Source organism: Streptomyces enissocaesilis, assembly GCF_039533765.1.
In the GTDB taxonomy this organism is placed as follows: Bacteria; Actinomycetota; Actinomycetes; order Streptomycetales; family Streptomycetaceae; genus Streptomyces; species Streptomyces enissocaesilis.
On record NZ_BAAAUD010000049.1, the window covers coordinates 62467 to 79846 of the forward strand.

Here is a 17380-nt window from a genome sequence, read left to right on the forward strand (position 1 = left end):
AAGGAAGAGCGACGCCGCACCGGGCGAATGGTCGAGGAAGGCACAGAGGCGCACGCCGGGACAGTACGGCCCCAGCGGCAAGAGGCATATTTGTTCTCAGCGCATGCCCCTGTCAACTGCCGCACCGTGCGCGGGGCCTTCGGCGGACCGCCGGGGCCGGTCGGGGACGGTCGGGATCAGTCGGCCGCAGGCCGGGTCAGGTGCGCGAACGCGTCCAGGTTCCCGGTCGACTCGCCGCGCGACACCCGCCACGCGTACTCCCTGCGGATCGCGCTCGCGAAACCCAGCTCCAGCAGGGTGTTGAAGCTGCCGTCGGCCGCTTCCAGGACGCTCCCCAGCAGGCGGTCCAGCTCGTCGGGGGTCACCGCGGAGAGCGGGAGCTTCCCGGCCAGGTAGATGTCGCCGAGGGAGTCGATCGCGTAACTCACCCCGTACAGGCGCAGGTTGCGCTCCAGCAGCCAGCGGTGCACCGCCGCGTCGTTCTCGTCGGGGTGCCGGATCACGAAGGCGTTGATCGAGAGGGAGTGCCTGCCGACGATCAGGGAGCAGGTGGTGGACAGCTTGCGCGTGCCGGGGAGGGTGACCACGTACGAGCCGGGCTCGGGGCTCTCCCACTTCAGGTCCGCGTCCTTCAGCGTCCGTTCGAGCGTCTCGGCGGCGGTCTGCCGTGCGTCAGCCATGGTGCGAGCGTACGCGACGGCGGTGTTCGTGCATCGCGGCCGTGTACACGTCGGCCGTGGCGGACGCGGCGGTGTCCCAGCCGAAGGACTGCGCGTGGCGGGCGGCCGCCGTGCCCATCCGGTCCACCAGGCCGGGCTCGTCGATGAAGCGGCGCAGCGCGCGGGCGTATCCGGCCGGATCGTGGCCCTCGACGAGGATGCCGGTCTGCCCGTCCCGTACGGCGACGGGCAGACCGCCCACCGCCGCCGCCACGACCGGTGTGCCGGACGCCTCGGCCTCTATCGCGACCAGGCCGAAGGATTCGCTGTACGAGGGCATGACCAGGACCGACGCCGCCCTGAACCAGTCCGCGAGGCGGTCCTGGCCGACGGGCGGGCGGAAGCGTACGACGTCGGCGATGCCGAGGCGGGCGGCGAGCTTCTGAAGGCCCTCGGGCTTGGCGAGGCCGCTGCCGCTGGGGCCGCCGACGACCGGCACGACGATTTTCGAGCGCAGCGACGGGTCCTCGTCGAGGAGCACCGCGACCGCGCGCAGCAGGATGTCCGGGGCCTTGAGCGGCTGGATGCGGCCGGCAAAGAGCGCGACGACCGCGTCCTGGGGCAGGTCCAGGCGGTCGCGGGCCGCTGCCCGGCCGTCGGCCGGACGGAAGCGTTCCAGGTTCACGCCGGGGTGTACGACGGCGATCTTGCCGGGGTCGGCCTCGTAGAAGCGGGCCAGTTCGTCGGCCTCCTCCGCGGTGTTCGCGATGAGGCGGTCCGCGGCGCGCACGATCTGCGTCTCGCCGATGACGCGCGCGGCCGGCTCGGGCGTGTCGCCCTCCGCGAGCGCGGCGTTCTTGACCTTGGCCATGGTGTGCATGGCGTGCACGAGGGGGGCGCCCCAGCGCTCGGCGGCGAGCCAGCCGACGTGTCCGGAGAGCCAGTAGTGGGAGTGGACGAGGTCGTAGTAGCCGGGGCGCTGGCCGGCCCATGCCTGCATCACCCCGTGTGTGAAGGCGCAGAGCTGCGCGGGCAGCTCCTCCTTGGCGAGGCCCTCGTACGGTCCCGCGTCGACGTGGCGGACCAGCACGCCGGGCGCGAGCTCGACGCTCGGGGGCAGGCCGCCCGTGGTCGCCCGGGTGAAGATCTCGACCTCGATGTTGATCGCGGCCAGGCGCTTGGCGAGCTCGACGATGTAGACGTTCATGCCGCCCGCGTCGCCCGTTCCCGGCTGGTGCAGCGGGGAGGTGTGGACGCTGAGCATGGCGATGCGGCGCGGCTTGCGGTGGTGGCCGCCGGGCAGCCTCAGGCGGGGCGGCGTCGCCAGTGTGCCGGCGAGTCGGGAGACGTACTGGCTCACGTCGACGGTCCTCCTCGCTGGGGCATGACGGAGAGAGGGTGTGAGGCCCTCTATTGAGCGCAAACAGCGGAATGCCCCCTTCCAATTTCCGCTTTGCCAAATCATTACTCAATCCGTCCCGACCTTCACGGGACCGGAGGGGCGTTTTCCCTCACTTACCCTCGGTTCATGGCCTCCCGTACTCCCCCCTCGCGCCCTGTCGGCGCCGTGACCCGCGGGACGACCAACCCGAACCGCCTGCGCCGCATGGACCGCTGGATCGCCGCCGTGCACGGTCCCGAGCTGCGCCGCAGCCCCGACCCCGTCGCGGTCGACCTCGGGTACGGGGCCGCGCCCTGGACCGCCGTCGAGCTGCTCGGCCGGCTGCGCACCGCCGTGCCCGCCGCCGAGGTCGTGGGCATCGAGATCGAGCCGGCCCGGGTCGCCGCCGCGAAGCCGTACGAGCGCGACGGCCTCGCCTTCCGGCACGGCGGTTTCGAGGTGCCGCTGCCCGGCGGACGCCGCCCCGCCCTCATCCGGGCGGCGAACGTGCTGCGCCAGTACGACGAGGGGGAGGTCGCCGCCGTCTGGGCGCGGCTGTGCGGGCGGCTGGCGCCCGGCGGGCTGCTGGTCGAGGGGACGTGCGACGAGATCGGGCGGCGGCACGTGTGGGTCGCGCTCGGGGCCGGGGGGCCGCGGACGGTGACCTTCGCGACCCGGCTCGGGTCCCTGGACCGGCCGTCGGACCTCGCGGAGCGGCTGCCGAAGGCGCTCATCCACCGCAATGTGCCGGGCGAGCCGGTGCACGCCTTCCTGCGGGACTTCGACCGGGCGTGGGCGGCGGCCGCTCCGTACGCCTCGCTCGGCGCCCGGCAGCGCTGGATCAAGGCCGTGCGCGACCTCTCGGCCGACTGGCCGCTGGCGGACGGGGAGCGCCGGTGGCGGCAGGGCGAAGTCACGGTGGACTGGGCCGCTCTCCAGCCCCGCGCCGCCTGAAACCGGTCCGGGCCTCCTCGGACGAGTGACTGCCGGAGGGGAACACGGCCCGCCGGCCGTTCGTCAGAAACCTGTGAGCGGGGGCCTCTGTCGTTTTGACGGACGACATGGCAGCATCACGGCATTGAGACCTAAGTTACTGACGGTAAATCACATGTGGATGTGTGATCTGGGATCTGGGATCCGGGGGGAGCTCGTGAACCGACGTCGCAGCGCCGTGAGCGCGATCGCGCTGGTCTGCGCCTTGGCCGTGCCGGCCTTGCACGGACAGGCGTACGCGGACCCCGGGCCGCCGAGGAGCGAGCAGCGCCTCCAGGAGGTGCGCGGCGAGATCGACGCCCTCTACCGCAGGGCCGCGGCCGCCACGGACGCGTACAACCTCGCCGAGGAGCGCGCCGAGGAGCAGTCGTCCGAGGTCGAGGAACTGGCCGAGGAGATCGTCAAGGGCGAGAAGCGCATCGAGAGGCTGAAGAAGCGGGTGGGGGCCGAGGCCAGCGCCCGGTACCGCAGCGGCGGCCTGCCGCCCGAGGCCCACCTGATGCTCAGCAACGACCCTCAGCACTTCCTGGACGGGGCGAGCCGGATCCTGGAGGGCCAGCAGGCGGCCGAGTCCCTCATCGTCGAACTGTCGCGGGCCCAGGTCGACTTGGAGGCGTACACCCAGGACGCGACCACGCAGTGGAAGAAGCTGGAGTCGCACCGCAAGAAGAAGGAAGCGGCGAAGAAGGAGATCAAGAAGCAGATCTCCGCCGCCGAGAAGCTGGAAGCGACGCTGGAGAAGGAGGAGCGGGCCCGGCTCCTCAAGATGGAGCAGGAGGCGCAGCGCGCGGCGCAGACCGCCTGGCTGGACTCCGGCGCCCTCAAGACCACCGGTGACGCGGCGGCGCGGGGCGGCAAGGCGACGCGGGACGGCGAGGCGGCTGTCGCGTACGCGTTGGCGCAGATCGGCAAGCCGTACGTCTGGGGAGCCGAGGGGCCGGGCTCCTTCGACTGCTCGGGGCTGACGTCGCAGGCGTGGCGCGCGGGGGGCCGTGCCATACCGCGCACGTCGCAGGAGCAGTGGAGGCAGCTGCCGCGCGTCGACGTGAAGGACATGCGGCCCGGCGACCTGATCGTCTACTTCGACGACGCCAGCCACATCGGGATGTACCTGGGCGACGGCACGATGGTGCACGCGCCGCGTCCCGGCCGGGACGTGACGGTCGCCGGGGCCGGTTCGATGCCGATCCTGGGCGTCGTGCGTCCGGACAAGTAGCGGCGGCCGAACGGGCGGGGCGCGGGGGCGGCGGGGCGTGATGTTCGTCATGACCCCGCACCCCGCCGACCCCGTCGGATGCGTTGCGGGAGGCGGCATATGACGCCGGCGGCCTTCCGCACGGCATTCCATTGCGGTGCCCGGTGACGCTATGGTCCCCGTTTGGCGGAACGTCGATCGGCGTGCCGCCGCACCCTCGGGGGGAGGGAAGGAAACCGAGACCGATGCCCGTACCCGTACCGCGGCAGCGTGAGAACCCGTCCGTGGAGCACGGTCAGGCCGTCCTGCCGAGGCAGCAGCACGCCGGGAACAGCCCGGAGACCACGACAGCCGTCACAGCGCCGGCAGCCGCGGGCCGCGCGGCCCCGGCGGCTCCGAGGGCTCCGAGGGCTCCGGCAGCCCCCGTCGCCCCCGTCGCGTCCGCGCCCAGCAACGACCTCACTCTGCTGGTGATCGAGGGCGACCCGGCGGGGACCTTCACCGTCCCGTCGCTGCTCGACGCCGCCGGCACCCGGGTCCGTATCCGTACCGCCCGCAACCTCACCGAGGCCGAGCGGCTGCTCACGGACGACGTGCACTGCATCCTGCTCGACCTGGCCCTGCCGGGACCCGCCGGCGAGGACGGGGACGAGCTGGCGACGCTGCGGCACGTGCTGCGCCTCGCGCCCCGGCACGCCGTTCTGGCGCTGACCGCCGAGGCCGACGCCGAGCGGGCCGCCGAGGCGGTGCGCGTCGGCGCCCAGGACTACCTCTTCCGCGACGAGCTCGACGGCCGCCAGCTCAGCCGCGCCATCCGGTACGCCGTCGAGCGCAAGCGCGCCGACACCGCGCAGCACAAGCTGGCCGAGTCACGGCTGCGCGCCCAGGAGAACGCCCGTCTGGAGCGCGGCCTGCTGCCCACCCCGCTGCTGGAGGGTTCGAACCTGCGTTTCGCCTCCCGCTACCGGCCGGGACGCTCGCGCGCCCTGCTCGGCGGGGACTTCTACGACACGGTCCGCACCTCCGACGGCACGGTCCACGCGATGATCGGCGACGTCTGCGGCCACGGCCCGGACGAGGCCGCGCTCGGTGTGGAACTGCGCATCGCCTGGCGGGCCCTGACCTTCGCGGGACTGTGCGGCGACGAGCTGCTCTCCACGCTCCAGCAGGTCCTGGAGCACGAGCGGGAGAGCGAGGAGATCTTCGCGACGCTCTGCACGGTCGACATCGCGCCGGACGGACGGCGGGCCGGCCTGTGCCTGGCCGGTCACCCGTCCCCGCTGATCGCCCGCCACGGCCGGGCCGCGCAGCTTCTCCCGTACGAGGACGGGGGCCCCGCACTCGGTTTGGTGCCGCGCGCCCGCTGGCCGCGCCGCCAGGTCGAACTGGGCGGCTCCTGGAGCCTGATGATGTACACGGACGGCCTGATCGAGGGCCGCGTCGGCCCGCCGGGCTCGAAGCAGCGGCTCGGGCAGGACGGGATGGTCGCGATGATCAACCGCCAGCTCGCGGCCGGACTCGGCGGCGAGGACCTCCTGGAGGCCGCGGTCACCGAGGCACGGGACCTCAACGGCGGCGAACTGACCGACGACGTGGCGCTGCTGCTCCTGGACCGGGGCTGAGCGGCGCCTGTCCCGGGCGGGCCGGCCCGGGACAGTTCCAGCCGTGGCAGCTGTGACAGCCATGACAGCTGTGGCAGCCGAGACTGATGCCCTGGCGCCCTAACGCCCGCCGTTGTACGGCCCGTACGGACCGTCGCTGCTGCTGCCGCCCCTGCGGCCGCCGCCACCGCCACCGCCCGAGACCTGCCGGACCGCGGGCCGTACGTCGACCATGAAGACGATGGTCGCGACCAGACCGGCGATCTGCAGGAACAGCATCGGGACGAACAGGTTCACGGCGACCGTGACGCCCAGCAGGACCAGCCAGAAGACCTTGGTCTGCTTGTCGGCGGCACGGTACGCGTCCTCGCGGGCCGTCGCGGCGAAGAACAGCGCCACCACGGCGAGGACGAGCATGGCGAGGTTGATCAACCACAACAGAGTGCCGAATGCCGAAAGCAACATGCTGTACACCGCCTAAGAGTGGATGAGCGCCTCGCGGCCAAGGTACCCGGACAACGAGCCGGACACCCATAAAGGTGCCCGGCTCGCTCTCGTATCGCCCGCTTGCCCTGTCCGCCCGGCTTGCCTTACTTGTCGGTGGCCGGGGTGGCCGGGGTGGCCTTCTTCGCCGGAACCTTGCGCGCGGTGGGCTTCTTCTCCGGAGCGGCCTTGGCCTCGGCGGCCTTCGGCTCGTCCGCGTCCGCCTTCTTCCCGGTCTCCGGGGAGGGCTCGACGGCGATGGCGATCTCGTTGATCTCCTCGGCCGCCTCGCCGCGCCAGGTCTTCACGCTCTGCTCGCCGTGCTCGGCGACCTTCTCATACGTCTCGCGCGCCTTGACCACGTACTCGGCGGCCACCCCCACGCTCCGCAGCGCGAGGTCCTGCGCCTGCTCTCCCAGCTTCTTCAGGTCGGTGTCGAGCGCGCCGAGCACCTCGGTGACCTTCGCCTGGACGGTGGCCTGGGCCTCCTTGGCCTGGATGGCCACCCGGTCCTGGACGGTCTTCGGGTCGGTGTTGCGCACGGCGTCGATGCGCGCCGGGGCCTCGGCCCGCAGCTGCTCGATCAGCGCGGGCACCTTCCTCGCCTGCTGTACGGCGAGGTCCGCGGTGCCGGCCGCGAAGTAGAGGGGGGTCGGGTCGGTGAGGGTCTTGCGCAGGTCATCGGTGATGGCCATGACTGTGGTCCTCCCGGAGCTCAGTTCACTGTGAGGGTGGTGTGCCTGCATCGCTGCCGTCGGCGGGGGCGTCCGTCACGACGTCCGCTTCGGCGTCCGTCGCGTTCTCCTTGCGGAACGACTCGTAGATCTGCAGCAGAACCTGTTTCTGCCGCTCGCTGATCGACGGGTCGGCGAGTATGACGGCGCGCGTCTCCAGCTCCTCGCGCTCCCGCTCGTCGAGGATCCCGGCCTGCACGTACAGCGTCTCGGCGGAGATCCGCAACGCCTTCGCGAGCTGCTGGAGGATCTCCGCGCTCGGCTTGCGCAGACCGCGCTCGATCTGGCTGAGGTACGGATTGGACACCCCGGCGGCGTCGGCGAGCTGCCGCAGCGACAGCTGCGCGCTGCGCCGCTGCTCGCGCAGGTACTCACCGAGATTGCCGACGTTGAGCGATGCCATGTCCCGATAGTGCGCCATGGTTGCTAACTTTTGCAAGCGCATGCTTGCAAAAGTGTTACGCGTCGGTGTGGCCGAGTGCGGGTGCCCGGGTGCGGGTGCCCGGGCACGGGGCTTGGTCGACGCGGCCGGCCCGGCGGACGAGCGGCAGCATGAGCTCCCGCGCCTGTTCCCCGTCGGCGACGTCAGGCAGCCGCTCGGCGATACCGAGCGCCGCTCCCATGAGGAGCGGGTCCGGTGGCGGGGCGAGCGGTCGTACAGAAGACGCACGGGAAGGCGGGGCCCACTCCGGGCCGGGGCCGGAGAGACGGGCACACGACCCGCAAGGCCCGCCCGCACGAAGGGAGTTCGGCCCGCGGCAGGACTCCGGCGGCAGGACTCCGGCGGCAGGGCCTTGGCTGATCTGCACGGGTGACCACCGGCCTGGCCCTGCTGCCGCGTGTCGCCTGCCGCGGACCGGAGGTCACCGCGCCCCGGCTCCGCGGCCTCCTCGCGCTGCTCGCGCTGCTCGCGGGCGACCTGCGCACGGGTTGCGGCACCGAGCGGTTCGTGGAAGGGCTGTGGCCGGACGAGTTGCCGGAGCGGCCAGCGAAGGCGGTGCGGGTCCTCGTGTCCAGGGCGCGGGCGCAGCTGGGCGCCGACGCCATCGCCAGCACGCCGGCCGGATGCCGGCTCGCCCTCGCCGAGGACCAGGTCGACACCTCCGCCCTGCTGCTGCACGCCGCCGCGAGCGCGGACCGGGACAGGGCCGGGAACCACGCGGGATCGCCGGCCGGGGCCGGGCTCGCGCTGTGGGAGGGCGTTCCCGGCAGGAGCGGCGGAAGCGGCGGAAGCGGCAGGAGCGGCGGAAGCGGCGGAAGCGGCAGGAGCGGCGGGCTTAAGAGCCGGTGCGGCCGTCGGCCAGCTCCCGCAGGATGTCGAGGTGGCCGTTGTGGCGGGCGGTCTCCTCGATCAGGTGCAGCAGGATCCAGCGCAGATTGGGGTGCTTGCCGTTGCGCCTGGCGCGCTTGGCCTCGGTGTCCAGGTCGTGCTCGGCGACGAGCTTGCGGTAGCGGACGCACTGGGCCTCGTACGCCGCGAGGAGGTTGGCCAGGGGCACGTCGAGCGCGACGCGCATCTCCCGGTCCGGGTCCTCGTCCGTCCACGGCCCCTCGTCCTCCTCACCGAGGAACACCACCTGGAACCAGTAGTACTCCACCCAGTGGAGGTGGCTGATGAGCCCGCACAGGGTCATCAGCGGGGAGCCGGGCAGCGGCGCCTTGCGGGCGTCCTCCGGCGAGACGCCGTCGCACTTGGCGCGCGCGGTGTCGCGGACGTAGTCGAGGAAGGTGGCGAGCGAGGCGCGCTCGTCGGGTGTGGGAGGCTCATCGGTTCGTGTCATCGGGGTGAATGTTCTTCGCCCGTACGCCCGCTGTCGAGCGATTTTGTGCGGCCTGCGGCTCCAGGGGCGACTCTGGAGAGTGCCCGGCAGTACGACGGGACATCGACACGGCGATACGGCGAGAAGGAGCGGCACACGTGGCACACGGAAACGGCGGCGGAAACGGCGGCAGCAGCAGCGGTGCGGTGAAGCTCAGTCCCAGCAGCTGGGTGGCCGAACAGGCCGAGCTGTACGAGGAGTCCGGCGGCACCAAGGGCACCACCATGCAGGGCGCACCGTGCCTGCTGTTGGACTACGTCGGGCGGCGCAGCGGCATCACACGGCGCACCGTGCTGATCTACGGGCGCGACGGCGACGACCATCTGATCGTGGCGTCGAAGGGCGGCTCCGACGAGCACCCGCTGTGGTACCGGAACATCCAGGACAACCCCGACGTGCAACTCCGGGTCGGCACCGAGCGGTTCCCGGCCCGCGCCGAGACGCTCTCCCCCGAGGAGAAGGCCCGGGTGTGGCCGCACCTGGTGGACGTCTTCGCGCCGTACGAGAGCTACCAGAAGAAGACCACCCGTGACATTCCAGTGGTGCGGCTCCGGCGTACGGACGTGTGAGGCGGGACGCGTGAGGTGAGGGGCCGCCCGGCGCCCGGTGGCGTACGGGCGGCTCTCCGCGTTCCCGGCCGCCCCCCTCTACGGCGGCCACTTCGCGCCGTACGCTCCGCGCCCGCGAAGACCGGGACTGCCGCTGTCACCGCACAGACCTCACCGTAGGCCCCAGCTCCGGTACTGGCGCCGGGCCGTGGGGCGGGTACTTCGCGGTGTGGGCCGCCCAGGCCGCGTCCTGGCGGCAGCGTCCGCAGTGCGTCTCGTCGTCCAGCGGCCGGAAGAGGTGTTCGGGGCCGGGTCCCTCGCAGGCGATGAGGGGCTTCGGATGGTGGGACTCCTGCCGGGGCGCGGTGTCGTGCGGCGGGCGTACGGTGGCCCGTTCCTGGGGCGTCTTCTCGGTCAGGCGGTGCCGCAGGAAGCCGACGGCGGAGCGGACGCCGGTCGGTGGCAGTCCGTTGGTCAGGGCGTGCCGCAGGTCCGTCGCGCTGATGCTCGGCTCCACCCGCCTCGACGAGGACGGGCTACACCACCGCGTGCGGGCGCTCAGGCCCGCATCTCCGCCGGAAGCGGAAGGCGGTGGAGCACGTCGAGGCGGCTGACCGCCCGCGTCAGCACCACATAGAGCCGGTGCAGGCCCCGCTCCTCGGCTCCGGCGATCTCGGCCGGTTCGACGGCGACGATGTGATCGTACTCGAGGCCCTTGGCGAGCGTGGCGGGCAGTACGGACACCCGGGGCGTCTCCCCCGGCCCGGCCGCCCCCACCGCCTCTCCCAGCCCAGCCGCCTCCAGCGCCTCCCTGAGCTCCGCCACCCGCCCCGCGTCCGCGATGACGCCCACCGAGCCCTCCCGGGCCAGCGCCGCCCGTACCGCGTCGACCGTCGCCGCCACCACGTCCGGAACCCGGCGCACCGACAGCTCCCCGTCCGCGCGCAGCGACCGCCCCGGCGGTACGTCGACGTCCAGCGCCCCCAGCAGCCGGTTCGCCAGCTCCACGATCGCGGCCGGGACACGGAAGCCGGTGGTCAGCGGGACGACGGCGGCCGTGGGCCTGCCGAGGTGGGCGAGGAGTCCGGGCCAGGTGCGGGCGGCCCAGGGCGTCGTGCCCTGGGCGAGGTCGCCCAGCACCGTGACCGACCCGAAACCGACCCGGCGCGCGATCGCCCGGCACTGCATCGGGGACAGGTCCTGCGCCTCGTCGACGACGACGTGACCGTAGCTCTCGGGGCGTTCGACGAGTCCGGCGACCTCGTCGATCAGCACCAGGTCGGCGGCCGACCACCTGGCGCTCCGCCACGAGCGCGGCGGCTTCGCCCAGCGGATCGCCCGCCGCTCGTCCGGGGTGAGGAGCGGGTCGGACGGGTCGGTGAGCACGGCGGCGACGATCTCCTCCGGCCGGACCTTCGGCCACACCGAGTCGACGAACGCCCCGATCGCCCGGGACCGTCCCATCCGCCGCAGCCAGTCGTCGCCCGGCGGCCCGGACCGCCGTTCGGCCTGGAGCTGGAGCGCCCGGACGGCGCGCGTGCGGACGCGTTCGCGGCCGACGGCGTACGGGGGCGCCTCGGCCCGTACCTCCGCGACGATCCGCTCCAGCTCGTCCAGCGGAATCCGCCGGCGGTACGAGCCGTCCGGCACGACGACGGTCTCGACGGGCGCCGACACCCGCCCGTACAGAGCCCGGTGGAGCACGGCCGCCATCCGGGCGTCGTGCTTGACGGCGGCCGCCGCGGAGGTGTCCTGGGCGCGCACCGGGTGACGGCCGGTCTCGTCGTCGACCGTCGACTGCCTGATGCCGCTCTCCCCCAGCGCGGGCAGCACCTCGGAGATGTACGAGAGGAAGGTCCGGTTGGGCCCGAGGATCAGCAGGCCGCCGCGCTTGAGGCGCTGCGGGTACGTGTAGAGGAGGTAGGCCGCGCGGTGCAGGCCGACGGCGGTCTTGCCGGTGCCCGGGGCGCCCTGCACACAGACCGATTCGGTGAGTCCGGAGCGTACGAGATCGTCCTGCTCGGGCTGGATGGTGGCGGCGATGTCGCGCATCGGGCCGACGCGGGGGCGCCCGATCTCGGCGGCGAGGATGCCGCTGCTTGGTACGCCGCCGGCTCCCTCCCCCGGTACGCCGCCCGTCTCCGCCACCGGCACGCCGCCGGGCTCCGCCCCCGCCGCGAACCGCTCGTCCTCCAGCCCGGTCAGGTCCTCGGACGCCCCCTTGCTCCCCGGCGCCCAGCCGAACCGCCTGCGCACCACCACGCCCTGCGGGTCGCGCGCGCTCGCCTGGTAGAAGGTGCGGGAGACGGGGGCGCGCCAGTCGATGACCAGCGGCGGGTCCGCGGGGTGTTCGGCGATGCGGCGGCGGCCGATGTGGTGGCTCTGCCCGTCGGCCAGATCGAGCCGCCCGAAGAAGAGCGGGCTCTCGGGCTCCTGACTCAACTCCTTGGCGTACGAGCGCAGATGGAAGCCGAGGGCTTCGGCGTCGGCACCGGAGGCGGAGACGTCCTCGCCGGTGACGACCTGTTCACCGGCGCCTTCGGTCATCCGGGTCAGGGCCGCGCGGCAGAGGTCGTGGAAGGTCCGCTCCTGGCTGAGGGCATGGTCGAGTGACGTCATCCACCCAAGGTAACGCAACCTAGTAATAAATTTAACCAAGCTTCAATTTATGCCCGGAGTCCGGTCCGCAGCTGCCCGAAGGCCAGGTCCGCCGCCGCCACCGCTCCCGGAAGCACCTCTTCCGCACTCTCCCCCGCCTCGATCCGGCGCCAGTTCTCCTCGGCGAGGATCCGCTGTACGGCGACGATCTGACCGGCCGCGAGCCGCGAAGCGAGGGGGCCGGGTCCGTCGAGGGGGCCGGACCCGTCCAGGGGGCCGGACCCGTCCAGGGCGGCGGCGAGCTCCTCCTCGGAACGCTTCACATAGGTGTGCAAACGGGCCACCAGGCTCGGTGTCCCGTACAGCAGCCGGTGGAAGGCGAGCACGTCCGCGTCGTCACTGAGCCCGGTCACCGGATCGCGCCGGCAAAGCCCGTCCAGGAAGTGCCGGCGCAGGGCGTCCAGCGGCGGGAGCCCCTCCGCACGCCCGTCGGCCACCACCCGGGCCGCCTCGTCCACGTGGTCGGCGAACCGGTGCAGCGCGAGGTCCTCCTTGGCGGGGAAGTACCGGAACAGCGTCGGCTTGGAGATCTCGGCCGCGGCCGCCACCTCGGCCACGGAGACCTGGTCGAAACCCTTCTCCAGGAAGAGGGTGATCGCGGCATCGGAGATCACCTGGTACGTCCGCTGCTTCTTGCGCTCGCGCAAACCACTCATGTTGACGAAGCGTACGCGCTTGACCTCAACGGAACTTGAGGTCCCAGACTCGTCGGCACAGGGACACAGACACCGACGGAATGGGAGTGGACGCCATGCGCGCGATTCAGGTGACGGAGTTCGGCGGCCCGGAGGTACTGGTGGCGACCGAGCTGCCGGACCCGGTGGCCGGTCCTGGCGAGGTGGTCGTCGAAGTCGCCGCGTCCGACACCCTCTACGTCGAGACGCAGATCCGCGGCGGCTGGGGCCCGCAGTTCGGCATCGAGCCGCCGTACGTGCCGGGCGGCGCGGCCGCCGGCACGGTACTGGCCGTGGGCGACGGCGTGGACCCCGCGTGGACCGGCCGCCGGGTCGTGGCGGGCGCGGGCACCCGCGGGACGTACGCCGAGCAGGTCGCCGCCCCGCTCGACCGGCTGATCCCGGTCCCGGACGGCCTCGGCCTGCGCGAGGCCGCCGCGCTCGCGCACGACGGCGTCACCGGCTCCGGCATCGCCGAGGCGGCCGGCATCCGGCCCGGCGAGCGGGTACTGATCCTGGGCGCGGCGGGCGGCATGGGAACACTGCTGGTGCAGATGGCCCGTGCGGCCGGGGCGCGTGTCGTCGGGGCGGCGCGCGGCCGGCGGAAGCTGGATCTCGTACGGGAACTGGGCGCCGACGCGGTCGTGGACTACTCCGAGGAGGGCTGGATCGACCGGGCCCGTGAAGCGCTCGGCGGCGCGGGGGCGGACGTACTGCTGGACGGCGTGGGCGGCGAACTGGGCCTGGCGGCCTTCGCGCTGACGGCCGACGGCGGCCGCGTCTCCGCGCACGGCGCGTCCAGCGGCGGTTTCGCGGCCGTCGACGCGGGCGAGGCGGAGCGCCGGGGGATCACGCTGCGCGGGATCGGCGAGGTCCAGTACGGGGCGGCCGACATCACGCGACTGTCGGCCAAGGCCCTGGCGGAGGCGGCGGCGGGCCGCCTGCGCCCGGTGATCGCGGCCACGTTCCCGCTGGCCCGGGCCGCGGAGGCGCACACGGCGATCGAGGCGCGGGCGGTGGCGGGCAAGGCGCTGCTCACGGTGGCACCGGCCGCCTGACCGGTGCCGGGGCGCGCACCCTGCGGGCCCCTTCCGGGGCCCGGGGCATGTCCTGGCTCGCCGGACGGGCCGGGTTTTCCCGCTCGGCGGGCACATGCAGCCCCTTGGGGGCGCCCCGGACGAAGCCGGGGGCGGGACCGGGGTCCGGGGCGGAGCCCCCACACGGCGGAGCCGCGGACTGTCACCGCCGGGAAGGGGCGGGCAGGGGACGCCCCTTGCCCGGAGCCACCGCCCCCTCACCATGACGGGCCGCTCCCTCCGCCTGAGCCGCCGCACGCCGGACGGCACGAACCCCGGGACGGGACGAGGGCGACGACGACGGCTTCACCCACGGCGGGTGGTCGCACCCGCTCCTCCGGACCGCTTCCGGGCCTTCAGACCCGAGCCGTCGCCCGCACCACCCGGAGCACCGGCTCCAGATCGTCCACGACCACCGCCGCGCCAGCCCCGAGCAGCCGCCGCGTCCGCCTCTCGTCGCGTGCGTGGCCGAGGAACCGTACGCCTGTCTCCCGCGCCGCGAACAGGTCCGAGGGGGTACCGCCGATCCTCAGGGTCTCGGCAGGCCGGGCGCCCCATGCGGTGAGGGCGCGGCCGAGGCGGTCCGGGCCGGGCTCGGGGTGGTCCGGGCCGGGCGTACGGCCGTAGATGTGCGGGGTGAAACAGCCGGCGAGGCCCCGGCCGGTCAGGTACTCCTCCGCCACCAGCGGGGAGCTGTCCGTCATGAGCGCGAGACGGCCGCCGACCGCGCTCCAGGTGCGTACCAGCGGGTCGGCGTACGGGGTGGGCCGGGCGGTGGCGGCGGCCCGGAGCTCCTCGCGGGTGAGCTCTTCCTCCAGGGTCCGCACCAGCTCGCTGCCCGGGCGGGCCCGTGCCACGGCCCGCAGGACGGTGTACGGGTCGCCAAAAGCCCGTTCCTCCTCCGTCAGCGGCACGGGCCGGCCGTGCCTCTCCAGCCGGTCGGCCAGGCTGTCCGCCACGTCGTGCGCCCGGTGGCCCGCGAAGAGCCGGCAGAGGGGGCCGTCGAAGTCGAAGAGCACCCATCGCGCACCCGTGATCAGATCCCGCAGTTCCTCGATCACCGATGCCGCCTGTTCGGTTTGAGTCGCGTCAGAAGTCACTAGGAGAGTGTCAGGTCCGACATGCCGGTGTTCCAGAGCGCGTCGCTCCGGAGCGCGTCTTTCCAGACCGCGCCGAACCACTGCTGCGACCGCTCCACGGACCTCACGTCCGCCCGGTCAGAAGATGTCCGGGCACCACGGACGCCTGGGCGTACGGAACAGGGCGTCGGCAACGGCGGCGGCGCCCGCCGACTCCTCCTCGACCCGGCCCAGCGCCACGAGCCGCACCGCGGACTCCTCGCCCAGGTACAGCGCCCCCAGCTCCCTCACGTCCAGCGTGAGATCGGGCGTCTCGGCCGAAGGGGCGCACACCGCCCCGTCCGCCGAGGCGTCCAGCCGGAACCGCCCGCCGGCCAGTCCCGCCGCGTCGCGCACCTCCAGGACGAGCGAGGCGGGCACCGCGTACGTCCGCGCCTCCAGGGCCCGTACGACGTCCAGCAGCCGCACCCACAGGAAGTCGGCCTGCGTGACGACCCCGGCCGCCCGGGGGTCCGGGAGCAGCAGGGGCAGCAGATCGTCGCCGGCGCGGTGTCCGGACCGTACCGTCGTGATCCAGTCGACCGCGCAGACGAAGTGCCACAGCGCGCGCTCCGCCGCCGGCGACACCGCGATCATGTCGCGTACGGTCGCCGTGTTGAGCGGCTGCTTGCCGTCGCCCCACTTCTCGTCGGCGTGGTAGGTCATCAGCCCCTCGACCTCGCCCCGCGCCGATCGGTAGACGGCGTGGAACGGCTCGGTCCAGGGCTGGGAGGACATCACCACCTGCCCCGTGCCGAGCTGCCACCAGCGCTCGTCCCGGCTGACCGCACCGTGCTGCACCGCGCGGAAACGCTCGTGCAGTCCGGGCCCGAGCTTGCGCACGTCGGCCCCGTCGACCAGGTCGATCCGGCCGCCGCCGTCACCCGGCCCCGCCCAGCGCGCGTCGAGCCCGGCCCGGGGCACGTCGATCTCCCACTCGGTGACCGAGGCGGCGGGCCCGAACCCGTACCGCCCGTAGATCGGGTACTCGGCGGCGATCAGCGTCGACAGGACGTCCCCGCGCTCCTTCGCCGCCGCGAGGTCCGCGCCCATCATCCGGCCGAGCAGACCGCGGCGGCGGTGCGTCGGCGACACGGTCACGTTCGACACCGCGCTCGCCGCCACCTGTGCGCCGCCCGGCACCGTGAGTTCCTGCGCGAAGGAGCGGTACGTCGCGACGCAGCGCCCGGCGTCGAACGCGCCCCGCACCCGCGGCAGGCCCATGTGCGGCAGGCGCTCCGCGGCCTCGTCCGGCGAAACGACGGGCGGGCGGAGGAACCCGGTGGCGAGAGCGCGCAGCCAGTCGGGGAACTCGGATGCGGTGACCGTACGGACGTCGACACTCATGCGCCCACGCTAGGCACTCCGGCCGTCGGCTGTCGCCCGCATTTCGCGCCCCGCGACGGCCGCCCCGGCGGTCCGCTTCCCGACCGCCCCCGGCCCCTCCCCCGCCGCCTCAGAACGCCGCGCGTATCTCCCCGACCTCGGCCGCCCCGCCCAGCAGTGGCGCCCGCCCGATCCGGTCCACCACCGGCGCGTCCACACCGAGCCGCCGCAGCGCCCGTGCCAGCACCGGCCCCAGCGCCCGCGTCGCACCGTCGTCGACCTTGAACGCGAGGGCCCGGCCGTCCGGCAGGGCCACCGCCTGCACCGCCTCGGCGCCCATCTTGGACAGCGTGCCCGGCACCTCGCGCATCAGCCAGGTGTCGGGACGGCGCGTACCCGCGACGTACTCGGGGTACGCCCGCATCGCGTCCGCGACGCGGCGCTCCGCCGTGCCCTCCCCGGCCAGGACGAAGTGGCGGAAGGCCCGCGCGAGCCCGGTCAGGCTGATCGCCATCAGAGGCGCGCCGCAGCCGTCGGTCCCGACCGCCGTGACGCGCTCGCCGCTCACCTCCTCGACCACCGTCAGCACGAGCCGCTGGAGCGGATGAGCCGGGTCCAGGTAGGAATCCGCGTCCCACCCGTTCAGCGCGCAGGCCGCCAGCATCGCCGCGTGCTTGCCCGAGCAGTTCATGGTGAGCCGCTCGCGCACCCCGCCCGCGGCCAGGTACGCCTCCGCCTCCACCGGGTCCAGCGGCAGGTCCGGCGGGGTCTGGAGGTCCGCCTCGGTGAGCCCGTGCTCCGCCAGCATCTTCCGTACGAGGTCCAGCTGGAACCGCTCCCCCGAGTGGCTCGCGGCCGTCAGCGCCAGCCGCTCGCCCGACAGGTCGAGTCCGGCCCGCAGCACCGCCGCCGCCTGCATCGGCTTGTTGCTGGAGCGCGGGAAGACCGGGGCGTACGGGTCCCCGACCGCCAGCTCCACACTGCCGTCCGCCGCCAGGACGACGAGCGAACCCCGATGGTGGCCCTCGACGAAACCGGAACGAACGACTTCCGCGAGGACCGGGGATATGGCGGCGGCAGCGGTGCTGGAGGACATGCGGGGCGACCTTCCGAG

The 17380-nt window shown here is 73.4% G+C and carries 18 protein-coding genes and 1 pseudogene; 6 read left to right on the forward strand and 13 right to left on the reverse strand.

What is annotated here, in order from left to right:
- Nucleotides 1-176: 176 nt before the first annotated feature.
- Complete coding sequence (locus ABD374_RS25170) at nucleotides 177-680, reverse strand: type III secretion system chaperone family protein (RefSeq protein WP_344497889.1); 504 nt, start codon at nucleotides 678-680, stop codon at nucleotides 177-179.
- Nucleotides 673-2019 (reverse strand): D-inositol-3-phosphate glycosyltransferase, encoded by a 1347-nt coding sequence (gene mshA / locus ABD374_RS25175; RefSeq protein ID WP_344497890.1) that lies wholly within the window; start codon nucleotides 2017-2019, stop codon nucleotides 673-675. Before mshA ends, ABD374_RS25170 begins: the two co-directional genes overlap by 8 nt.
- A 168-nt stretch (nucleotides 2020-2187) precedes the next feature.
- On the opposite strand from mshA, the gene ABD374_RS25180 reads away from it, so the two are divergent.
- From ABD374_RS25180 to ABD374_RS25190, 3 genes are all read left to right on the forward strand, one after another.
- The gene (locus tag ABD374_RS25180; protein WP_344497891.1) at nucleotides 2188-2994 is read left to right on the forward strand and encodes a class I SAM-dependent methyltransferase; all 807 of its coding nucleotides are present in this window, start codon (nucleotides 2188-2190) and stop codon (nucleotides 2992-2994) included.
- Nucleotides 2995-3190: 196 nt separating this feature from the next.
- Complete coding sequence (locus ABD374_RS25185; RefSeq protein WP_344497892.1) at nucleotides 3191-4249, forward strand: C40 family peptidase; 1059 nt, start codon at nucleotides 3191-3193, stop codon at nucleotides 4247-4249.
- Between the two features lie 224 nt (nucleotides 4250-4473).
- Nucleotides 4474-5850 (forward strand): PP2C family protein-serine/threonine phosphatase, encoded by a 1377-nt coding sequence (locus tag ABD374_RS25190; protein ID WP_344497893.1) that lies wholly within the window; start codon nucleotides 4474-4476, stop codon nucleotides 5848-5850.
- Nucleotides 5851-5949: 99 nt separating this feature from the next.
- Here the strand turns inward: ABD374_RS25190 and ABD374_RS25195 are convergent, their stop codons facing one another.
- The 4 genes from ABD374_RS25195 to ABD374_RS25210 form a co-directional block, all read right to left on the reverse strand.
- Nucleotides 5950-6294, reverse strand: coding sequence for a DUF2516 family protein (locus ABD374_RS25195; protein WP_344497894.1), 345 nt, complete (start codon nucleotides 6292-6294; stop codon nucleotides 5950-5952).
- A gap of 125 nt (nucleotides 6295-6419) precedes the next feature.
- Entirely contained in the window at nucleotides 6420-7007 is a 588-nt protein-coding gene (locus ABD374_RS25200) for a hypothetical protein (protein ID WP_344497895.1), read from the reverse strand.
- A 25-nt stretch (nucleotides 7008-7032) separates the two neighbouring features.
- Entirely contained in the window at nucleotides 7033-7449 is a 417-nt protein-coding gene (locus ABD374_RS25205) for a helix-turn-helix domain-containing protein (RefSeq protein WP_344497896.1), read from the reverse strand.
- Between the two features lie 55 nt (nucleotides 7450-7504).
- A complete protein-coding gene (locus tag ABD374_RS25210; RefSeq protein ID WP_344497897.1) occupies nucleotides 7505-7669 on the reverse strand; it encodes a hypothetical protein in 165 nt (54 codons plus the stop codon).
- A 188-nt stretch (nucleotides 7670-7857) separates the two neighbouring features.
- On the opposite strand from ABD374_RS25210, the pseudogene ABD374_RS25215 reads away from it, so the two are divergent.
- A pseudogene (locus ABD374_RS25215) lies at nucleotides 7858-8268 on the forward strand (AfsR/SARP family transcriptional regulator); the annotation flags it as partial.
- A gap of 55 nt (nucleotides 8269-8323) precedes the next feature.
- Here ABD374_RS25215 and ABD374_RS25220 read toward each other — a convergent pair.
- Nucleotides 8324-8827, reverse strand: a complete 504-nt coding sequence (locus tag ABD374_RS25220) for a DinB family protein (RefSeq protein ID WP_344497898.1) — start codon at nucleotides 8825-8827, stop codon at nucleotides 8324-8326.
- 137 nt (nucleotides 8828-8964) lie between these two features.
- Between ABD374_RS25220 and ABD374_RS25225 the strand changes: the two genes are divergently transcribed.
- Nucleotides 8965-9435 (forward strand): nitroreductase family deazaflavin-dependent oxidoreductase, encoded by a 471-nt coding sequence (locus tag ABD374_RS25225; protein WP_344497899.1) that lies wholly within the window; start codon nucleotides 8965-8967, stop codon nucleotides 9433-9435.
- 136 nt (nucleotides 9436-9571) lie between these two features.
- Here the strand turns inward: ABD374_RS25225 and ABD374_RS25230 are convergent, their stop codons facing one another.
- Genes ABD374_RS25230 through ABD374_RS25240 form a run of 3 tightly spaced genes read right to left on the reverse strand, consistent with a single transcriptional unit; the run spans nucleotide 9572 to nucleotide 12728 of the window.
- Nucleotides 9572-9931 carry a hypothetical protein gene (locus ABD374_RS25230; protein WP_344497900.1) on the reverse strand — a complete coding sequence of 120 codons (360 nt, stop codon included), beginning with the start codon at nucleotides 9929-9931 and terminating at the stop codon, nucleotides 9572-9574.
- A 41-nt stretch (nucleotides 9932-9972) separates the two neighbouring features.
- Nucleotides 9973-12033 (reverse strand): HelD family protein, encoded by a 2061-nt coding sequence (locus ABD374_RS25235; protein ID WP_344497901.1) that lies wholly within the window; start codon nucleotides 12031-12033, stop codon nucleotides 9973-9975.
- Nucleotides 12034-12080: 47 nt separating this feature from the next.
- On the reverse strand, nucleotides 12081-12728 hold the full coding sequence (locus tag ABD374_RS25240) for a TetR family transcriptional regulator (protein WP_344497902.1): 648 nt from the start codon (nucleotides 12726-12728) through the stop codon (nucleotides 12081-12083).
- A 95-nt stretch (nucleotides 12729-12823) separates the two neighbouring features.
- Between ABD374_RS25240 and ABD374_RS25245 the strand changes: the two genes are divergently transcribed.
- Nucleotides 12824-13804, forward strand: coding sequence for a zinc-binding dehydrogenase (locus ABD374_RS25245; RefSeq protein WP_344497903.1), 981 nt, complete (start codon nucleotides 12824-12826; stop codon nucleotides 13802-13804).
- Nucleotides 13805-14178: 374 nt separating this feature from the next.
- Here ABD374_RS25245 and ABD374_RS25250 read toward each other — a convergent pair whose 3' ends face one another.
- From ABD374_RS25250 to ABD374_RS25260, 3 genes are all read right to left on the reverse strand, one after another.
- A complete protein-coding gene (locus ABD374_RS25250; RefSeq protein WP_344497904.1) occupies nucleotides 14179-14922 on the reverse strand; it encodes an HAD family hydrolase in 744 nt (247 codons plus the stop codon).
- Nucleotides 14923-15039: 117 nt separating this feature from the next.
- Nucleotides 15040-16287, reverse strand: a complete 1248-nt coding sequence (locus ABD374_RS25255; RefSeq protein ID WP_344497905.1) for a GNAT family N-acetyltransferase — start codon at nucleotides 16285-16287, stop codon at nucleotides 15040-15042.
- A gap of 109 nt (nucleotides 16288-16396) precedes the next feature.
- Nucleotides 16397-17362, reverse strand: coding sequence for an asparaginase (locus ABD374_RS25260; RefSeq protein ID WP_344497906.1), 966 nt, complete (start codon nucleotides 17360-17362; stop codon nucleotides 16397-16399).
- Nucleotides 17363-17380: the final 18 nt, after the last annotated feature.